Here is a 17,054-nt window from a genome sequence, read left to right as displayed (position 1 = left end):
CCCCGGGAGCCCTGTGGGCGGACGTGGGACCTTGAGAACTGTGACTCGAAAACCTGGGACTTGAAGGACGCGGGACTTGAAGGGGCCCTTTCGGCTTGGGCCTTGAAGCGCGGGACCTGAGGCGGGACTTGGGGCGGAACTCGGGGCGGAACTCGGGGCGTGGACTGTGTTCGACTCGGAGGGTGGACTCGGTGCGCGGGCCTGGTGAGAAACGTGTTGCGTGCGTGACGGGTGTAATCCGCCGGAGCGGTTCGCCTGAGCCGCTCTGACTACACCGTACGGCGCATTACCCTCGCCCCATGAGCGACCAGCGCGACAGCGGGCACACGCCCCAGAGCTTCGAGACCCTCGCGATCCACGCGGGTCAGACCGCCGACCCTGCGACGGGCGCGGTCGTACCGCCCATCTACCAGGTGTCCACGTACAAGCAGGACGGCGTCGGGGGCCTGCGCGGAGGCTACGAGTACAGCCGGTCCGCGAACCCGACCCGCACCGCACTCGAGCAGAACCTCGCCGCCCTGGAGGGCGGCCGCAACGCGTTCGCGTTCGCCTCGGGCATGGCCGCCGAGGACTGCCTGCTGCGGACCCTGCTCGTGCCCGGCGACCACGTGGTGATCCCGGGCGACGCCTACGGCGGTACGTTCCGCCTCTTCGCGAGGGTCGCGGAACGCTGGGGCGTCGAATGGTCGGTGGCCGACACCTCCGACCCGGCGGCGGTACGGGACGCGATGCGCGAACGTACGAAGGCGGTCTGGGTGGAGACGCCCTCCAACCCGCTGCTCGGCATCAGCGACATCACCGCCCTCGCGGAACTGGCGCACGGGGCGGGCGCGCGGCTCGTCGTGGACAACACCTTCGCGAGCCCGTACCTCCAGCAGCCCCTGGCGCTGGGCGCGGACGTCGTCGTGCACTCGACGACGAAGTACATGGGCGGCCACTCCGACGTGGTCGGCGGCGCCCTCGTACTCGACGAGTCGGAACTGGCCGCGGAGATCGCCTTCCACCAGAACGCCATGGGCGCCGTGGCGGGCCCGTTCGACTCCTGGCTGGTCATGCGGGGCACGAAGACACTGGCCGTACGGATGGAGCGGCACAGCGCGAACGCCTCGCGGGTGGCCGAGATGCTTCAGGCACACCCGCAGGTCACACAGGTCTACTACCCCGGGCTGCCCTCGCACCCAGGCCATGAGACGGCGGCGAAGCAGATGCGCGCCTTCGGCGGGATGGTCTCCTTCCGGGTGGCCGGCGGCGAGGAGGCGGCGGTACGGGTATGCGACAGCACGCGCCTGTTCACGCTCGGGGAGTCGCTGGGCGGTGTCGAGTCGCTGATCGAGCACCCGGCACGCATGACGCACGCCTCGGCGGCCGGCTCCGCGCTGGAGGTACCGGCCGACCTGGTGCGGCTGTCGGTCGGGATCGAGTCGGTCGAGGACCTGCTGGCGGATCTGCGGCAGGCCCTGGGCTGACGCGGCGGACGCCGAACCGGCGCCGGGGGCGCGGGAGTTGCTCCGCGGACGCCGAACCGGCGCGGGTGCAAGGGCAACGGGCGGGGGCGACTGGCGGGGCCACGCGAAGGCGGGCGTGCACCCGCGGCCCGCGCCCCGCCCCCTCCCCTGCGCCGATGCGGCTACCAGCCGAGCGGCGGCGTCGTATGTGCGGGCTCACCCACCCACGGCTCCGTCACCGCGGCCCATACGGCGAACGCGACGGCCACGGCGAAGAACGCCCACAGCAGCAGCGCCGCGGTCCTCCGGCGGTGGGCCAGGCGCAGGCCGCGCGAACGGGCACGCTCGGCGAGGTCGGGCGGTACGGGCGCGGGCGGCACGGACTCCAGCAGCGCTCGCACCTCCGTCTCCTTGCGGTCGGGCAGCCTCATGCGGGACCCCCTTGTCCGGGCCCCGGGCCCGTGCCCTCGCGGTGCGCATGCGGAACGGTCCGCGAGACGGCCGCCCCCGTGTGCCGCAGACCTGTGGCGATGCGAGAGGCGAGTACGGACGCGACACCGGTACGCCGCCCGCCCGCGCCACGGGCCCCGGCTTCGTGGCCGAGTCCCGGGCTGGGCCCCGCTCCCGGTCCGGCTCCGGTTCCGGGTCTGGGTCCGAGGTCTGGTCCGGCTCCGAGTCCTGGTCCGGCTCCGTCGGCGGGCTCGCCTCCGCCCACGCCGCCCGTGCCCGCCGTCCCCCCACCGGCCCGGCTCCCCCGGCTGAGCACGGCCGTCATCCCCCTCGTACACAGCGCGCGCACCCGCTCAACGGGCAGTCCCAGCGATGCCGCGACCTGTTCCTCGGCCACTCCTTCGTAGAGGCGCAGCACCAGCATCAGCCGCTCCTGCGGGGGCAGTCGGCCCAGCAGTCCGCCGCGCGGACGCCGGTAGCGGCGGGCGGTGTGTCCGAAGTGGGCGGCCAGATCCTGGCGGGTGTGCTCGTAAGGGTCCTCGCCGCGCAGCCGGTCCCAGTCGGCGTACGTACGGGACAGCGCGCTCACGAGCAGATCCTGCGCGGCGGGGGCGGCGCCGAAGGGCTCACCGGTGAGCAGCGTGGCGGCATGCAGCAGTCTGCCTGCCGCGCCCGCGACGAACGCCTCGAACTCCCGGGCCCGGCGGCGTTCTTCCCGCGTACGCCGCTCTCCCACGTCTGCGCCTCCCCTAGGGCAATAGGACGGCAGGCGCGGTGATCAAATCAAGAGGAAGTCAGGAGGTAGGGGCCTGAGGGGTCTCGGTGGAGGGGTGGATGCCCTGCATCGCGCCGTTGAAGCGGGTCAGCAGCCGGCAGAAGGTCTCCCGGTCCTCCTCGCTCCAGTCCTCCGTGAGAACCGCCATCAGCTCACGTCGTGACGAGCGGACCTGCCCGAGTCGGGCGGTGCCGTGCGGCGACAGCTTCAGTACGACGGCACGGCCGTCCTCGGGGTGTGTGGTGCGGGTGACCAGCCCGGCCTCGACGAGAGGCGCGACCTGCCGGGTGACGGTCGAGGAGTCGATCCCCATGCCGGAGGCGAGCGCCTTGACGCCCATCGGGCCGACCTGATCGAGCCTGTTGAGCAGGAGGTACGCGGCCCGGTCCATGGAATTGCGCGCCTGGCCTATCCCTCCCAGACGCGTCTGCTCCGCACGCCGGGCGAATACGGCGACCTGGTGCTGCATCGCGTCGAGCACGCGGTCCTCCAGGTCATGCCCGGCGGCGCGCTCGGCCCCTTCGCCGGAGCCTTCGAGGACGCTTTGACGGGCTTCGGCGTCATGTCCGGCGCGGGCCTGGGCCGGAGTACGGGACGGTGCCTGATCTGTGCTGTTCACTGTCATCATGTCCGGTTGCATGGGCATGCCGAGGTGCTCGCTTCTTCGGGAGGTTCCACCGGGAACTTCCAAGGGACACTGAAAAGACCTGATTGTGCTGCCCAGAGTACGCGGCGAGCGCGCGCCACGTACCGGGGCTGCGTGAACCGGCCCCGAACCTCGCGGCGCCCTCAGGCCCCCGAACTGCGACACTGACGCCATGGTCTCCCCCGCCCCCGACGCCTCAGCGGTATCCGCGTCGTCCTCGACGACGCCCGCCGCGACGGCGTCCGCAACATCCCCGTCGCCGAAGACGCCGGTCACGGCCGTCACCGTCGACGACGTGCGCGCCGCCCAGAAGACGCTCACCGGTGTCGCCCGTACGACGTCGATGGAAGGCAGCCGGCACCTCAGCTCCCTCGTCGGCTCACCCGTGCATCTCAAGTGCGAGAACCTCCAGCGCACGGGCTCGTTCAAGCTGCGCGGGGCGTATGTGCGCATCGCCGGGCTCTCACCGCGGGAGCGTGAGCGCGGCGTCGTCGCGGCCAGCGCGGGCAACCACGCGCAGGGCGTCGCCCTTGCGGCCTCGCTGCTCGGGGTGACCTCCACGGTGTTCATGCCGGAGGGCGCCCCGCTGCCGAAGGTCGCCGCCACCCGCGACTACGGCGCGGAGGTACGGATGCGCGGCCAGGTCGTGGACGAGACCCTGCACGCCGCGCAGGAGTACGCACGGCAGACCGGCGCCGTCTTCATCCACCCCTTCGACCACCCCGACGTGGTGGCGGGCCAGGGCACGCTCGGCCTGGAGATCCTGGAGCAGTGCCCCGAGGTGCGCACGATCGTCGTCGGCGTCGGGGGCGGCGGCCTGATCGCGGGCATCGCCGTCGCCGTGAAGGAACTCCGCCCCGACGTACGGATCATCGGCGTGCAGGCCGAGGGGGCCGCCGCGTATCCGCCGTCTCTCGCGGCCGGGAAGCCGGTGGTGCTGGACTCGGTGTCGACGATGGCCGACGGCATCAAGGTGGGGCGGCCGGGCGACGTGCCGTTCGAAATCGTTGGCGACCTCGTCGACGAGGTCCGTACGGTGTCCGAGGACGCCCTCTCCAGCGCGCTGCTGCTCTGCCTGGAGCGGGCGAAGCTGGTGGTCGAACCGGCGGGCGCCAGTCCCGTCGCGGCGCTGCTCTCACGCCCGGAGTCGGTGGAGGGGCCCGTCGTGGCGGTGCTGTCGGGGGGCAACGTCGACCCGCTGGTCATGCAGCAGACCCTGCGGCACGGCATGGCGGCGGCGGGGCGCTATCTGTCGCTGCGGCTGCGGCTGACCGACCGCCCGGGGGCCCTCGCGGCTCTGCTGAGGGAATTGTCAGTGGCGGACGCTAACGTCCTCGACGTAAGCCATGTACGGACTGACCCACGGCTCGGGCTCGACGAGGTGGAGGTGGAACTGCACTTGGAGACGAAGGGACCGGAGCACTGCGAGGAGGTCGCGGCCAAGCTCCGCGCGGCGGGGTACACGGTCGTCCTCACCCGATGAGTCCGGCACACCCCGGCGGTCATACGTCGTAGTCGCAGGGAGGTCCTGGCGGAGGGGCGCAGGAGCAGACGGTACGAAAGGGGGGTCGCGGCAGCCGTCTTCCAGCCCGAACATCCAGGTCCACGCGCTCGCGCGCATCCGCACCACGACCCGGACGCGATCTGCTCGACACCGGGGCACAGCGTCCGCAGCAGCCACCCACGCACTCACGACTGTCGCGAGTCATCCGTAAATCGATTGACGCGATACATCGCGTTCACTCATACTGCTGGCCTGCCAGCGATGCAGAACAGTCTTTTCACTGTGTGCCGGACATCTCCGGTACGCACGTTTCGCTCATTCACCGTCACTTCTCCATATCTGGGAGCCCACTTATGCCAGGCGCCATTTACGCCGAGGGTCTTGTGAAGACCTTCGGCGAGGTAAGGGCACTGGACGGCGTCGACCTCGATGTCCCCGAGGGCACCGTGCTCGGTCTTCTCGGACCGAACGGCGCCGGCAAGACCACTGCCGTGCGGGTGCTCACCACCCTCATCCGGCCCGACAGCGGCAAGGCTGTCGTGGCCGGGCTCGACGTCCTCAAGCAGCCCAACGAAGTGCGGCGTTCCATCGGCCTCTCCGGCCAGTTCGCCGCCATCGACGAGTATCTGACCGGCAGGGAGAACCTGCGGATGGTCGGGCAGCTCTACCAGCTCACCGCGCGGGACGCGAAGCAGCGGGCAGGCGAGCTGCTGGAACGCTTCAACCTCGCGGACGCCGCGGACCGCACGGCCAAGACGTACTCCGGCGGCATGCGCAGGCGTCTCGACCTGGCGGCAGCACTCGTCGTCCGCCCGCCGGTGATGTTCATGGACGAGCCGACCACCGGGCTCGATCCCCGTAACCGGCTCCAACTGTGGGAGGTCATCGAGGAGTTGGTCGCCGGCGGCACCACCCTCCTGCTCACCACGCAGTATCTGGAGGAGGCCGACCGCCTCGCCCACGACATCGCCGTGGTCGACCACGGCAAGGTCATCGCCCGCGGAACCTCCGACCAGCTCAAGGCGCAGACGGGCGGCGAGCGCATCGAGGTCGTCGTGCACGACCGCGACGAGATCGCCACGGCCGAGGGCCTCCTCGCCAAGCACAGCCTCCCGGGCACCGGCCCGGAGGGCGTCACCGTCGAACACCACACCCGCAGGCTGACCGTCCCCGTCACCGGCGGCGCGAAGCTGCTCGCCGAGGTCATCCGCGAACTCGACGGCCAGGGCGTCGAGATCGACGACATCGGCCTGCGCCGCCCCACCCTCGACGACGTCTTCATCACCCTCACCGGCCACGCGGCCGAGGAGGACGACGGCAACGGCGGCACGGCCGCGGCCGACGGCGCCCCGGGGGGCAAGAAGCAGAAGCGCAAGAACAGGAAGCAGAAGAAGGAGACCGTCAAGTGACTGCCACGACCACGGCACCGACGGCCCCCGGCCCGGCCGCCCCGGCCGGCGGCGGCCTCCGCCAGTCCGTGCGCGACTCCCTCACGGTCGCCAAGCGCAACCTCATCAGGATGCTCCGCATCCCCGAGGTCGTCGTCTTCGGGCTCTTCCAGCCCATCATGTTCGTGGTGCTCTTCAGCTACGTCTTCGGCGGCTCCATCAACCTCCCGGGAGCCGGCCTCGACCCGGGCCTGTACCGCGAGTTCCTGATGGCGGGCATCTTCGCCCAGACCGTCACCTTCGCCACCGCGGGAGCGGGCGCGGGCATCGCCGAGGACATGCACAAGGGCCTCATCGACCGCTTCCGTTCCCTGCCGATGGCCCGGGGCGCGGTGCTCACGGGGCGTACGCTCGCCGACCTCGTGCAGACCGGGCTGACGCTGATAGTCCTCGCCCTGGTGGCACTCCTCGTCGGCTGGCGCACCCATGAGAACGGGCTGAGGGTGCTGGCCGGGTTCGGCCTGCTGCTCCTTCTCGGCTATGCGTTCACGTGGATCGGCGCGCTGATCGGCCTGACGGTCCGCACACCCGAGGCGGCCACCTCCGGCGGGCTGATCTGGCTCTTCCCGCTGACGTTCATCTCGAACGCCTTCGTCCCCTCGCAGAACATGCCGACTGTGCTGCGGCATTTCGCCGAGTGGAATCCGTTCAGCGCGACGGTCCAGGCGTGCCGGGAGCTGTTCGGCAACCTTCCGCAGAACTATCCGGTGCCCGACGCCTGGCCGATGCAGCACCCGGCGTGGGCCTCGCTGATCTGGTCGATCGTCATCATCGCCTTCTTCCGCACGCTGGCCGTACGGAAGTACAAGTCGACGACCTGAGACCCCCCGCCCTGCCCGCCTCACCGGCACGGCAGCGCAGCGCAGCAGTGGGCCCCGGCCTTCCCGGCCGGGGCCCACCGTCGTCTTCCTCCGCGTGCGCCGCCGCGACGGCGGACGCCCTCAGCCCTGGTACGGCTTCGCATCCAGGATCTTCACCGACGCCATCTTGCCGTTGGGCAGCTCGTACTCGGCGTCCGTGCCGACCTTCTTGCCGTTGACGCCGCTGCCCAGCGGGGACTGCGGCGAGTACGTCTCGATGTCGGAGCTCGCGTACTCACGCGACGCGAGCAGAAAAGTCACAGTGTCGTCCTCGTCACCGTCGAAGGCGATCGTCACGACCATGCCGGGCGCCACCACTCCGGTGTCCGCGGGAGCCTCGCCGACCTTGGCGTTCTCCAGAAGCTGTTCGAGCTGGCGTACGCGCAGCTCCTGCTTGCCCTGCTCCTCCTTGGCCGCGTGGTACCCGCCGTTCTCGCGGAGGTCGCCCTCCTCGCGAGCTGCCTCGATCTTCTTGGAGATCTCGGTACGTGCAGGACCCGACAGGTACTCCAGCTCGGCCTTGAGCTGGTCGTACGCCTCCTGGGTGAGCCAGGTGACGTTGTCGCTGGTCTGGGTCACAGGTGCTCCTCGTCGGTACTGGGAATAAAAACATCGCCCTGCCCAGAGGCTGCGCCTTCAGGGTGGGGCGGAAACTACGAGCCTAACAATTGCGGTGGAAAAGGGAAGAAGGCCGAACGCCGCGCAGGTCAGTGACCTTCGGTTTCCCGGGGTTCGCAGCCCAGCAGCTCCGCGCTCGTGGCACGCCTCGTCGTACGCAGCGAAGCGACCGTGTCGACCTGCTCCGCGCCGCCCGCGACCGTCACGTCCTTGCGTCCGACCTCCGCCCCGTCGGCGGCCCGCGCACGCAGCGTGCACACGCCCTGCGCGCCCGCGTCCTTGCGGACCTCCAGGTGCACTTCCACCGTACGACCGGAGACGACCTTGAACTTGATCACCTGCCCGCTGACGGGCTGCCCTCCGACGTAGTCCGCGCCGATCCAGCCGATCCCGGCGAGCGACAGCACGCCCAGCACCCCGCCGACGATCTTCAGCCGCCGGTCCGTACGGGCGTCGCGTCCGGGGCCGCCGCCGGTCGCCCCGTAGCGGCCGTACCGTCCCCGTGGCAGACCGCCCTCGTGTGACCGTTCGTCCTCAGCGCCCCGTCCGCCGTCCACGGGCCGCCCGCCGTCCGCGGATCGCACGTCAACCATGGCCGGGTCCACTTTCGTCGCATCGAGGGGGGACGGGAATCGGGAATACATCGGGATGCCGATTCGGTCACTATAGGTGTCGCCCGCCATGACGAGTTGACGAGGACCGAGTCTTGACTGAGCAGCTGCGACTGATGGCCGTACACGCGCATCCCGACGACGAGTCGAGCAAGGGTGCGGCCACGATGGCCAAGTACGTATCCGAGGGGGTGGACGTGCTGGTCGCGACCTGCACAGGGGGCGAGCGCGGCTCCATCCTCAACCCGAAGCTCCAGGGCGACCCGTACATCGAGGAGCACATCCACGAGGTCCGCAAGAAGGAGATGGACGAGGCCCGGGAGATCCTCGGCGTGAAGCAGGCATGGCTCGGCTTCGTCGACTCCGGGCTGCCCGAGGGCGACCCGCTGCCGCCGCTGCCGGAGGGCTGCTTCGCTCTCCAGGACGTGGACGAGGCCGCGGGCGCGCTAGTGCGCCTGATCCGCGAGTTCAAGCCGCACGTGATGACGACGTACGACGAGAACGGCGGCTACCCCCACCCCGACCACATCATGACGCACAAGATCTCCATGGTGGCCTTCGATGCCGCCGGCGACCCGGAGCGGTATCCGGAGGCCGGCCCCGTGTGGCAGCCGCAGAAGATCTACTACAACCAGGGCTTCAACCGGCCCCGCACCGAGGCACTGCACAAGGGCCTGCTGGAGCGCGGCCTCGACTCCCCCTACGGGGAGTGGCTGGAGCGGTGGAAGTCGATGGGCCGCGAGCGGACGCTCACCACATATGTGCCGTGCGGCGACTTCTTCGAGATCCGCGACAAGGCGCTCATCGCGCACGCCACTCAGATCGACCCCGACGGCGGCTGGTTCCGGGTGCCGCTGGAGTTCCAGCGGGAGGTCTGGCCGACGGAGGAGTACGAGCTCGCGAAGTCGCTCGTGGACACCTCGCTACCCGAGGACGACCTCTTCGCGGGCATCCGCGACAATTGAAGGCATGACCCTGACGAGTCCGGCCCAGACCGCCGTCGTCCAGGCCCTTCCGCTGGCGAAGGACCTGGATGAGAACAAGGTGACCCCAGGCATTCTCGGCTTCGTCGTCTTCGCCGTGATGGGAATCGCGGTGTGGATGCTGATGAAGTCGATGCACCGGCACATGCAGAAGGTCGACTTCGAGGAGGCGCCGCCCGGAGCGGATGCGGGCGGCGCGCAGGGAGCCGCCGGCACCGGCGGCCGGGAGGCGTCGAGCGTCACGCGCGCCGAGGGCGCGACCTCCGGGGCCTCCGGGTCCTCGGGAGCCGCGTCCGGCGCCCCCTCCTCGTCCGCGTCCCGGAACACTTCCCGGGATGCGAAGGGTTCCGGACCCGGAGTCTGACCGGTACGACGAGACGTACGACACGTACGACGGGAGTTCCGCCATGCTGTTCGGCAGCCACAAGAACAACCTCCCCACCGCGGACGAGGCCCTTCCGGGCCGCGCCGAACGCGAATTCAGGCTCCCCGACCGCCACACCGTGCTCGGCAACCCACTGCTGGGCCCATACCCGGAGGGCTTCGAGACCGCCGACTTCGGCCTCGGCTGCTTCTGGGGCGCGGAGCGCGTCTTCTGGCGCGCGGACGGCGTCTGGACGACCCTCGTCGGCTACCAGGGCGGCCACACCCCCAACCCGACCTACGAAGAGGTCTGCTCCGGCATGACCGGGCACACCGAGGCCGTGCGCGTCGTCTACGACCCGGCGAAGATCTCGTACGAGACGCTGCTGAAACTCTTCTGGGAGTCCCACGACCCGACCCAGGGCTTCCGCCAGGGCAACGACACCGGCACCCAGTACCGCTCGGCGATCTACACCCACGGCCCGGCACAGCAGTCCGCGGCGGAGACCTCCCGCGACGCCTACCAGAAGGTCCTCACCTCCGCGGGCCACAAATCCATCACCACGGAGATCCTCTCCGCGGACCCCCGGCCGTTCTACCCGGCGGAGGGCTACCACCAGCAGTACCTCGACAAGAACCCGGCGGGGTACTGCGGGATCGGGGGGACGGGCGTCGCGTGCCCGGTCGGGGTGGCGCCCGCGGAGTGACCGGCGTCGACGAGAACCAGCAGGCCTCGTCACCTTTGGTACCGGGCGTCGCGGTCCGAGCTGACCGGGGCCGAGGGTTCGCTGCCGGCTCGGCGCTCATGCCCGGCCACGGGCCGGCGCGCAGCGCAGGACTGTCCCGTTGCACTCAGGACGGTCCGTGGGCCGCGTCGGTCGTTCGGCGGGGATGAGGGATCGCCTGTTCGGCCCAGATGACTTTGCCGTCCTTGGTGTAGCGGGTGCCCCAGCGTTCGGCGAGCTGGGAGACGAGGAAGAGGCCGCGTCCGCCCTCGTCCGTGGTGGCGGCGTAGCGCAGGTGCGGTGAGGTGCTGCTCTGGTCGGAGACCTCGCAGATGAGCGAACGGTCGCGTATCAGGCGCACGTTGATGGGCCCGGACGCGTGGCGGATCGCGTTGGTGATCAGTTCGCTGAGGATCAGCTCCGTGATGAAGCCTTGCTCTTCGAGGTCCCACGCCGCGAGCTGTGGCGCGGCGGAGGCGCGCACGTCGGCGACGGCGGAGGGGTCGGACTCCACGTCCCATTCCGCGACTTGGCTTGCGCCCAGCGCCTGCGTACGGGCGACGAGGAGCGCGATGTCGTCGCTCTGAAGCTCCGGGAGGAGGCCGTCGAGGACGGCGTCGCAGGTCGACTCGGGCGACTGGTCGGCGCCTTCGAGGGTCTCGCGGAGCATCTGGAGCCCGGTGTCGATGTCCTGGTCGCGGCGTTCGACGAGGCCGTCGGTGAACAGCACGAGCCTGCTGCCCTCGGGCATGTGCAACTCGGTCGCCTCGAAGGGCAGTCCGCCGATGCCCAGTGGAAGCCCGGACGGTACGTCCAGGAACTCCACCGTGCCGCAGGGACGCGCCAGCGCGGGCGTCGGGTGGCCGGCTCGGGCCACCGCGCAGTTGCGGGAGATGGAGTCGTAGACGGCGTAGAGGCAGGTGGCGCCGGTGATGGCGGTCTCATCGCCGGCCTCGATGGCGTCCTGGTCGATGCGGGTGACCAACTCGTCGAGATGGCCGAGGAGTTCGTCGGGCGGCAGGTCGAGAGAGGAGAAGTTGTGCACGGCGGTGCGCAGCCGTCCCATGGTGGCCGCGGCGTGCAGCCCGTGTCCGACGACGTCGCCCATGACCAGCGCGACGCGGGCGCCGGGCAGCGGGATGACGTCGAACCAGTCGCCGCCGACGCCCTCTTGTGCGGGCAGATAGCGGGAGGCGACCTCGACGGCGTTCTGTTCGGGCAGCGCACGCGGCAGCAGGCTGCGCTGGAGCGTGACGGCCATGCCGTGCTCACGGGTGTAGCGGCGGGCGTTGTCGAGGCAGACGGCGGCGCGGGCGGCCAGTTCGGACGCGAGGAAGAGGTCGTCCTGCTCGAAGGGTTCGGGCTTCTCCGAGCGCCAGAAGTTGACGACGCCGAGCGTCGCTCCGCGGGCGGGCAGCGGCGCCGTGATGAGCGAGTGGATCCCGTAGTCGAGGATGCGGGAAGCTCGCGCGTGATCGATATGCCAACCTGAGGAATGGCTCAGACGAGGCACCAGCACGGCCTGACCGCTTTCGATGCTGCGGGCCTGTGGCGTGGACGGCCCGAAAGTGATCGTCTCGCCGAGGGGGAAGAGGGGCGCGTCGTCGTGGATGCCGCTGAAGGCCGTGCGCTGCATCCGCGTACTGCCGTCGCCGGTGGCCGTGCCGGTGCCGTCGACCCCCGGTTCGTCACCGTGCAGCACGGGCTCGGCCAGATCGACCGTGACGTAGTCGGCGAAGCGCGGCACCGCGACCTGCGCCAGCTCCTCGGCCGTACGCGTCACATCGAGGGTCGTGCCGATGCCGCCACTCGCGTCGTAGAGCAACGCAAGGCGTTTGCGGGCCACTTCGACCCGCTGCGAGGCCTCACCGAGCATCTCGATCACCTCGTCGGTGCCGATCTGCTCCTCTCCGGCCACCGTGGCGACCGCCAGCCGCGCGGACGCCGTGCCGACCGAACCGGCGAGTTGGACCTCGGCGTGATGGACGAGTTCCGGGGCCGCTTCGGCTGCCGGTGAATCGGGGCTCTTCCCCGGGTAGGAGCGCAGCGCCCGCCGGGCACCCTCCCGCCCCAGGAAGCGCTCCAGCAGCGTCTGGAGTTCGCCGACCGTGACCCGGGCCTGCCGGTGCCGCTCCCTGGCGGGCTCGGCGAGGATGTCGACGAACTGCACCGCCTGCGCCCGTTCGGAAGCGTCCGGCCCGCCGGCGAGGGAGACCGTGACGTACCCGCCGACGTTCAGCAGCGCGCTCCAGAACATCGCGTGGCTGACGGGGTCCATCCCCTCCAGCCCGAACAGGTGCTGCGGCCGGAGCAGTTCGATGCCCAGCGGGCCCTCGCGCAAGATGGAATCGGGCAGCAACCCCGCGTCGGCGAAGCTCGGCAGCAGCAGCGTGTACGCCCATACGGCGAACCCGGCCACGAGGCCGGCCAGCGCTCCCTGGCGGGTGCCGCCCTTCCAGAACAGGCCGCCCACGATCGCGGGCGCGAACTGGGCCACCGCCGCGAACGACACCGTTCCGATGGCTGTCAGCCCCGGGCCCTCGCCGGCGAGCCGGAAGTAGGTGTATCCGAGCAGCAGGACCAGCACGATGGTCGCCCTGCGAATGCCCAGCACCAGCCCGGTGAGGTCCTCCCGCCGCGTCAGCCGGGACTTGCCTCGCAGCAGCAGCGGCATGACGACCGAGTTCGACACCATGGTGCTGAGCGCGACCGTCTCGACGATGATCATGGCGGTGCCCGCGCTGAGGCCGCCGATGAAGGCCAACAGTGCGAGCGCCTGCTGTCCTTCGGCCATCGGCAGGGTCAGCACATAGGTGTCGGCGTCGACGGAGTCTCCGAACCGCAGCAGCCCGCCGGCCCCGATCGGAAGCACGAAGATGTTGATCACCAGCAGGTACAGCGGGAAGAGCCACATCGCCCGCTTGAGGTGCCTCTCGTCGACGTTCTCGACGATGGTGATCTGCCACTGCCGGGGCAGCAGCACGATCGCCAGCATGGACAGCGCCGTGAGCCAGATCCACTCGCCGTAGCCGGTGTTCTCCCGCAGTGTGAAGAGCTGGGTGAAGCCCGCGTCCGCCGCCTGGGAGAACAGGTCGCCGAACCCGTCGAACGCCCAGAACGTCACGAAGATCCCGACCGCGAGGAACATCACGAGCTTGACCACGGACTCGAAGGCGATGGCGGCGACCATGCCCTCGTGGCGCTCGGTGGCGTCCAGATGACGGGTGCCGAAGAGGATGGCGAACGCGGCCAGCAGCAGCGCCGCGTACAACCCCGTGTCCTGGAACAGGGGGATGTGGCCCAGCTCCGAGGTGGAAGTGACGTCGGGGTGCCGGCGGAGGATCTCGAAGGTGTTGGAGACCGCCTTGAGTTGGAGCGAGATGTACGGAACGACCCCGACCACGGCAATGGCGGTCACCAGGCCGCCCAGCGCGGCGCTCTTGCCGTAGCGGGCGGAGACGAAGTCGGCGAGCGAGGTGATCCGGTGCCGGCGGCTGATCCGGATGATTCTGCGCAGCACCAGCCAGCCCAGCGCGAGCATGAGCGTCGGCCCCAGCGAGAAGGACAGAAAGCCGACTCCGCTCATGGCGGCCCCGCCCACGTTGCCGTAGTACGCCCATGCGGTCTCGTACACCGCGAGGGACAGCGCGTATACCGTGGCGCTGCTGATCACGCTCCGGCCGGCGTCCGCCCGCCTGTCGGCATAGAAGGCCACGGCGAACAGCAGGCCGAGGTAGATCACCGAAACAGCGACGACGACCCAGGTCTGGAGCAGCACGGCGCTACCTCGACCTGCCGCCGACCACGGAGATCAGACCGATCACGACCGCCCACACGAGGAAGAGGTAAGCCCACAGAACCGGGACCCCGAAGACCCGGTCCACGTGGTCGAAACGCGTCAACAACGGCGGGATGATCAGTACGAACCCTAATATCGCTACGGCCGCCAGGCGCCCGGTCAACTGCTCGCCGTCTCGCGACTCCCCCACGGGCCGCCTCCGCATCCTCGATGTCACGCTTGCCGTCGCCCAAGCGTGGCCAGTGTCATACCACGACGCCGATCGAGGCCGCCATGACGGACCAGCGCTCCACCACCGCTTTCCGGGGTCGCGGAGGCAGACGGCTGACCGGTGCTCGCAGCTCAGGACAGCCGCCTCCCGCACCAGGCCGTCACGGCTCCGGCGGTGAGTCACGGGGGTGGGGCGAGATAGGGCAGGATCTTCCGCAGGGCCGTCGCGGCGTGCCAGGACGCGAGTCTGTGGTAGTCGTCGTTCTTTCCGGCGCCCGCGTCATCGGAGATACCGCGGACGACGAGCCAGCCTTGCAACTGCCCGGAAGACGCCGACTGTTCGTGGCAGGCCGCAGTCAGTCCCCCGGATTCCATGTCCACCGCGAGAATCTTGTCGTTGAAACCGGCGAGGTATTCGAGGATCTCGGCTTCATGATCCGCGATCACCGCGTCGCCTGAACCGATGAGCCCCGGCCATATCCGCATATCGTGCACCGCGCCGCCGGGGTCTTCGATCGAGAACCTGGCAGGGTCGTGGGCGGTGAAGAACGCGTTGACCGCGTGGCCGACTTCGGAAGGCGCGGCCCGTTCCTCACCTCTGTGCCGGGTGCCTTCCTTCGTTTCCTTGCGAAGGTCGTAGTACACGATCCGGTCTGCTACTACGACATCCCCCACGGCGACCTCCGTGCGAATGGCGCCGCCGATTCCCACCAGCACGACGATTCTGGGATCGTAGTGCCGACGCAGATTGTCGTAGGCCGCCATGGCAGAACGGTTCCCCTGCGCGAGAGCCCGCGTCGCGACGACCCTCACAGGGGTCCCGCCCGCATCGGCCCCTCCCTCGTAGAAATGGAGCCCGCCGATACGCCGGCCGTGCAGTCCGAGCGCGTAGATCACGGCCTTCGTCTCCTCGCTGAGGACCGTGATGACTCCGATCTCCCACCGGTCGGCCTCGTCGCGGCTTTCCGGCGCCGGTGCCGTACGCGGGCGATCCTCGGCGCCGCCACGGAAATCGTTCGTCTGCCGGACATCGCCCACGCTGTCGTTCTGCACGACCCCGCTGTTGTTGCCGATGGTGACACTGTGATCGTTCACGACGGTCGGCGAGTGGAGAAGATACGAGTCCATCTTCTTCCATATGGCGAGAATGTTCTCCCGGTTCTTGCCCTGATCGAGGAGTGTCGTCTTCGGGCGGGAAATGCTGACGGCGTGCACCCGGGAGTCTTCATCGACGGTGAGCGTGATGCTCTCGCCGAAACGTCCGGATAACAACTTGTCGAAGGCCAACGACGCGAACTCCTCGAAGAGTCCGGCGTTGGCGCCCGGCGACTCCCGGTACTGGTACTCCGCCTCGATGGTGAAAGTGTCCGGCCGCGAAGACTTGATGGTGAATCCGCAGGGCTGCATCGCATCGTGACATGCCTGGAAGACCCGTTCCCGGGTTCCGTCGTATCGCCTGGAGTCTCTGTATTGCGCGGTCATTCCGTCGCCCCCGAAGGTGATTTGCGGATTCGAACGCCGTCGGCATATTCAGTAGTGAAGTCACGTCAATTCGGCGGGCCAATACCCTACCCTCTGCACCCCGACTGAGCGTCGGCTTCCCGTAGTTCTCGCCGCAGTGGGCCCCTTGGGGCTGCGCAGGCCGCGCTGTCCTTCAGAAGCCGGTGAATGTACGGGACTTCCGCGCCGGAAGGCTGCGGGAGTTGCTCCGAGCCGAGTCGCACGGCGTTCGACGGGCGGCCTGTGCAGGCGGCCGAAGGCGGAATTGCCTACTCTCAGGCGCGGGCTACGAGCAACGGCTGGAAGAAGCTCGTCTCCTGCGGCGCCAGCCAGGCGGGCTCCGCAAACCCCGCGTCGGCCGCGAGTGCGGTCAACCGGTCGCTGCCGAGCGCCCAGTACGTGGACCGCCGAACCTTGACCTGCCATTCTTCGCCCGCCGGGAGGAGTTGGAAGCGTTCCAAGTCGTAGTGCTCGCCGTCGTCGTGCCAGTGCCAGAGCTGGAAGGTGATGGCCCGATCTCTGCCGTCGGTGCGGCCGGCGGGCTGTCGGACTTGCGGGGGTGTCGCGACGGGGCGGTCGCGTAGCAGGTCGTCGTAGGGGCGCGTGCTGACCAGCAGACGCCCCTCGGGTCGCAGCACGCGGCGCATCTCGGTCAGGGCGGCGTGCACGTCGTGCTCCGTCAGAAGGTGGGGCAGCGAGTTGTCGGCACACACCACGGCGTCGAACCGGCCGTCGGGAAACGGGAGTCGGCGCATGTCGGCGGCGGCCGTGCGCAGCGTCAGCCGCCGGTGGGCGGCCTCGCGGGCGGCGCGTGCGGCTGCACGGGGACTGAGATCGGTGCCGGTGACACGGTGTCCGCGCAGGGCCAGGCCGATGGCCTGCGTGCCGATGCCGCAGGAGCAGTCGAGCACCTCCGCATGGTCTTCGCCGAGCAGAGCGTCCAGGGCAGCCCCCTGTCGACGGATGCTCGCGTCCCAGTCCGCGTAGATCCGGTGGTAGTCGTCGGCCAGTTCGTCGTAGAAGCGTGCCACCGGTGTCTCGGGCATGGCGCGAGGCTATCCCGCCTGCCTCCCGTGACCGTGGACAAAGGCAAGGGACTGACGATCTGAGCTGACGG

14 protein-coding genes and 2 pseudogenes are annotated in these 17,054 nt (G+C 69.7%); 7 read left to right on the top strand and 9 right to left on the bottom strand.

What is annotated here, in order from left to right; all coding sequences use genetic code 11:
• The first annotated feature begins 299 nt into the window (after positions 1 to 299).
• On the top strand, positions 300 to 1,466 hold the full coding sequence (locus tag MMA15_RS18410; RefSeq protein ID WP_241061160.1) for a cystathionine gamma-synthase: 1,167 nt from the start codon (positions 300 to 302) through the stop codon (positions 1,464 to 1,466).
• Positions 1,467 to 1,627: 161 nt separating this feature from the next.
• On the opposite strand, the gene MMA15_RS18405 is transcribed toward MMA15_RS18410, so the two are convergent.
• The 3 genes and pseudogenes from MMA15_RS18405 to MMA15_RS18395 form a co-directional block, all read right to left on the bottom strand.
• Positions 1,628 to 1,876 (bottom strand): hypothetical protein, encoded by a 249-nt coding sequence (locus tag MMA15_RS18405; RefSeq protein WP_241061158.1) that lies wholly within the window; start codon positions 1,874 to 1,876, stop codon positions 1,628 to 1,630.
• A gap of 314 nt (positions 1,877 to 2,190) precedes the next feature.
• A pseudogene (locus tag MMA15_RS18400) lies at positions 2,191 to 2,631 on the bottom strand (sigma factor-like helix-turn-helix DNA-binding protein); the annotation flags it as partial.
• 58 nt (positions 2,632 to 2,689) lie between these two features.
• On the bottom strand, positions 2,690 to 3,139 hold the full coding sequence (locus tag MMA15_RS18395; protein ID WP_241063280.1) for a MarR family winged helix-turn-helix transcriptional regulator: 450 nt from the start codon (positions 3,137 to 3,139) through the stop codon (positions 2,690 to 2,692).
• A 349-nt stretch (positions 3,140 to 3,488) separates the two neighbouring features.
• Here MMA15_RS18395 and ilvA point away from each other — a divergent pair, with 349 nt between their 5' ends.
• The 3 genes from ilvA to MMA15_RS18380 all read left to right on the top strand — a co-directional run bounded on the left by ilvA (position 3,489) and on the right by MMA15_RS18380 (position 7,089).
• On the top strand, positions 3,489 to 4,799 hold the full coding sequence (ilvA, locus tag MMA15_RS18390; RefSeq protein ID WP_241061156.1) for a threonine ammonia-lyase: 1,311 nt from the start codon (positions 3,489 to 3,491) through the stop codon (positions 4,797 to 4,799).
• 374 nt (positions 4,800 to 5,173) lie between these two features.
• Positions 5,174 to 6,229: an ATP-binding cassette domain-containing protein gene (locus MMA15_RS18385; RefSeq protein ID WP_241061154.1), complete on the top strand. Its 1,056-nt coding sequence runs from the start codon at positions 5,174 to 5,176 to the stop codon at positions 6,227 to 6,229.
• Positions 6,226 to 7,089 (top strand): ABC transporter permease, encoded by an 864-nt coding sequence (locus MMA15_RS18380; RefSeq protein WP_241061152.1) that lies wholly within the window; start codon positions 6,226 to 6,228, stop codon positions 7,087 to 7,089. Before MMA15_RS18385 ends, MMA15_RS18380 begins: the two co-directional genes overlap by 4 nt.
• Positions 7,090 to 7,209: 120 nt before the next feature.
• Here the strand turns inward: MMA15_RS18380 and greA are convergent, their stop codons facing one another.
• Positions 7,210 to 7,707 (bottom strand): transcription elongation factor GreA, encoded by a 498-nt coding sequence (gene greA / locus MMA15_RS18375; RefSeq protein WP_241061150.1) that lies wholly within the window; start codon positions 7,705 to 7,707, stop codon positions 7,210 to 7,212.
• A 128-nt stretch (positions 7,708 to 7,835) separates the two neighbouring features.
• Positions 7,836 to 8,339 (bottom strand): DUF4307 domain-containing protein, encoded by a 504-nt coding sequence (locus tag MMA15_RS18370; protein WP_241061148.1) that lies wholly within the window; start codon positions 8,337 to 8,339, stop codon positions 7,836 to 7,838.
• 113 nt (positions 8,340 to 8,452) lie between these two features.
• On the opposite strand from MMA15_RS18370, the gene mca reads away from it, so the two are divergent.
• The 3 genes from mca to msrA are packed head-to-tail and all read left to right on the top strand — an operon-like array spanning position 8,453 to position 10,410.
• Positions 8,453 to 9,322 (top strand): mycothiol conjugate amidase Mca, encoded by an 870-nt coding sequence (gene mca, locus MMA15_RS18365; protein WP_241061146.1) that lies wholly within the window; start codon positions 8,453 to 8,455, stop codon positions 9,320 to 9,322.
• Between the two features lie 4 nt (positions 9,323 to 9,326).
• Positions 9,327 to 9,704, top strand: a complete 378-nt coding sequence (locus tag MMA15_RS18360; protein WP_241061144.1) for a hypothetical protein — start codon at positions 9,327 to 9,329, stop codon at positions 9,702 to 9,704.
• Positions 9,705 to 9,747: 43 nt separating this feature from the next.
• A complete protein-coding gene (msrA, locus tag MMA15_RS18355) occupies positions 9,748 to 10,410 on the top strand; it encodes a peptide-methionine (S)-S-oxide reductase MsrA (protein WP_241063279.1) in 663 nt (220 codons plus the stop codon).
• Positions 10,411 to 10,555: 145 nt separating this feature from the next.
• Here the strand turns inward: msrA and MMA15_RS18350 are convergent.
• The 4 genes and pseudogenes from MMA15_RS18350 to MMA15_RS18335 all read right to left on the bottom strand — a co-directional run.
• Positions 10,556 to 12,289 (bottom strand): annotated as a pseudogene (locus tag MMA15_RS18350) (ATP-binding SpoIIE family protein phosphatase); the annotation flags it as partial.
• Between the two features lie 1,921 nt (positions 12,290 to 14,210).
• Entirely contained in the window at positions 14,211 to 14,417 is a 207-nt protein-coding gene (locus tag MMA15_RS18345) for a hypothetical protein (RefSeq protein WP_241061143.1), read from the bottom strand.
• Positions 14,418 to 14,617: 200 nt separating this feature from the next.
• Positions 14,618 to 15,919 carry a 5'-methylthioadenosine/S-adenosylhomocysteine nucleosidase family protein gene (locus tag MMA15_RS18340; protein WP_241061141.1) on the bottom strand — a complete coding sequence of 434 codons (1,302 nt, stop codon included), beginning with the start codon at positions 15,917 to 15,919 and terminating at the stop codon, positions 14,618 to 14,620.
• A 293-nt stretch (positions 15,920 to 16,212) separates the two neighbouring features.
• Positions 16,213 to 16,983 carry a class I SAM-dependent methyltransferase gene (locus MMA15_RS18335; RefSeq protein ID WP_241061139.1) on the bottom strand — a complete coding sequence of 257 codons (771 nt, stop codon included), beginning with the start codon at positions 16,981 to 16,983 and terminating at the stop codon, positions 16,213 to 16,215.
• Positions 16,984 to 17,054 lie beyond the last annotated feature (71 nt).

This window comes from Streptomyces marispadix, assembly GCF_022524345.1.
Classification (GTDB): Bacteria; Actinomycetota; Actinomycetes; order Streptomycetales; family Streptomycetaceae; genus Streptomyces; species Streptomyces marispadix.
This window is presented reverse-complemented; position numbering and strand designations above follow the sequence as displayed.

Bases quoted from the DNA above. Each gene is read 5' to 3' on its own strand.
- msrA (WP_241063279.1), top strand. From the start codon at position 9,748: ATGCTGTTCGGCAGCCACAAGAACAACCTCCCCACCGCGGACGAGGCC.
- MMA15_RS18395 (WP_241063280.1), bottom strand. From the start codon at position 3,139: ATGCAGCACCAGGTCGCCGTATTCGCCCGGCGTGCGGAGCAGACGCGT.
- MMA15_RS18385 (WP_241061154.1), top strand. From the start codon at position 5,174: ATGCCAGGCGCCATTTACGCCGAGGGTCTTGTGAAGACCTTCGGCGAG.
- MMA15_RS18335 (WP_241061139.1), bottom strand. From the start codon at position 16,983: ATGCCCGAGACACCGGTGGCACGCTTCTACGACGAACTGGCCGACGAC.
- MMA15_RS18360 (WP_241061144.1), top strand. From the start codon at position 9,327: ATGACCCTGACGAGTCCGGCCCAGACCGCCGTCGTCCAGGCCCTTCCG.
- MMA15_RS18405 (WP_241061158.1), bottom strand. From the start codon at position 1,876: ATGAGGCTGCCCGACCGCAAGGAGACGGAGGTGCGAGCGCTGCTGGAG.
- ilvA (WP_241061156.1), top strand. From the start codon at position 3,489: ATGGTCTCCCCCGCCCCCGACGCCTCAGCGGTATCCGCGTCGTCCTCG.
- MMA15_RS18370 (WP_241061148.1), bottom strand. From the start codon at position 8,339: ATGGTTGACGTGCGATCCGCGGACGGCGGGCGGCCCGTGGACGGCGGA.
- MMA15_RS18410 (WP_241061160.1), top strand. From the start codon at position 300: ATGAGCGACCAGCGCGACAGCGGGCACACGCCCCAGAGCTTCGAGACC.
- MMA15_RS18340 (WP_241061141.1), bottom strand. From the start codon at position 15,919: ATGACCGCGCAATACAGAGACTCCAGGCGATACGACGGAACCCGGGAA.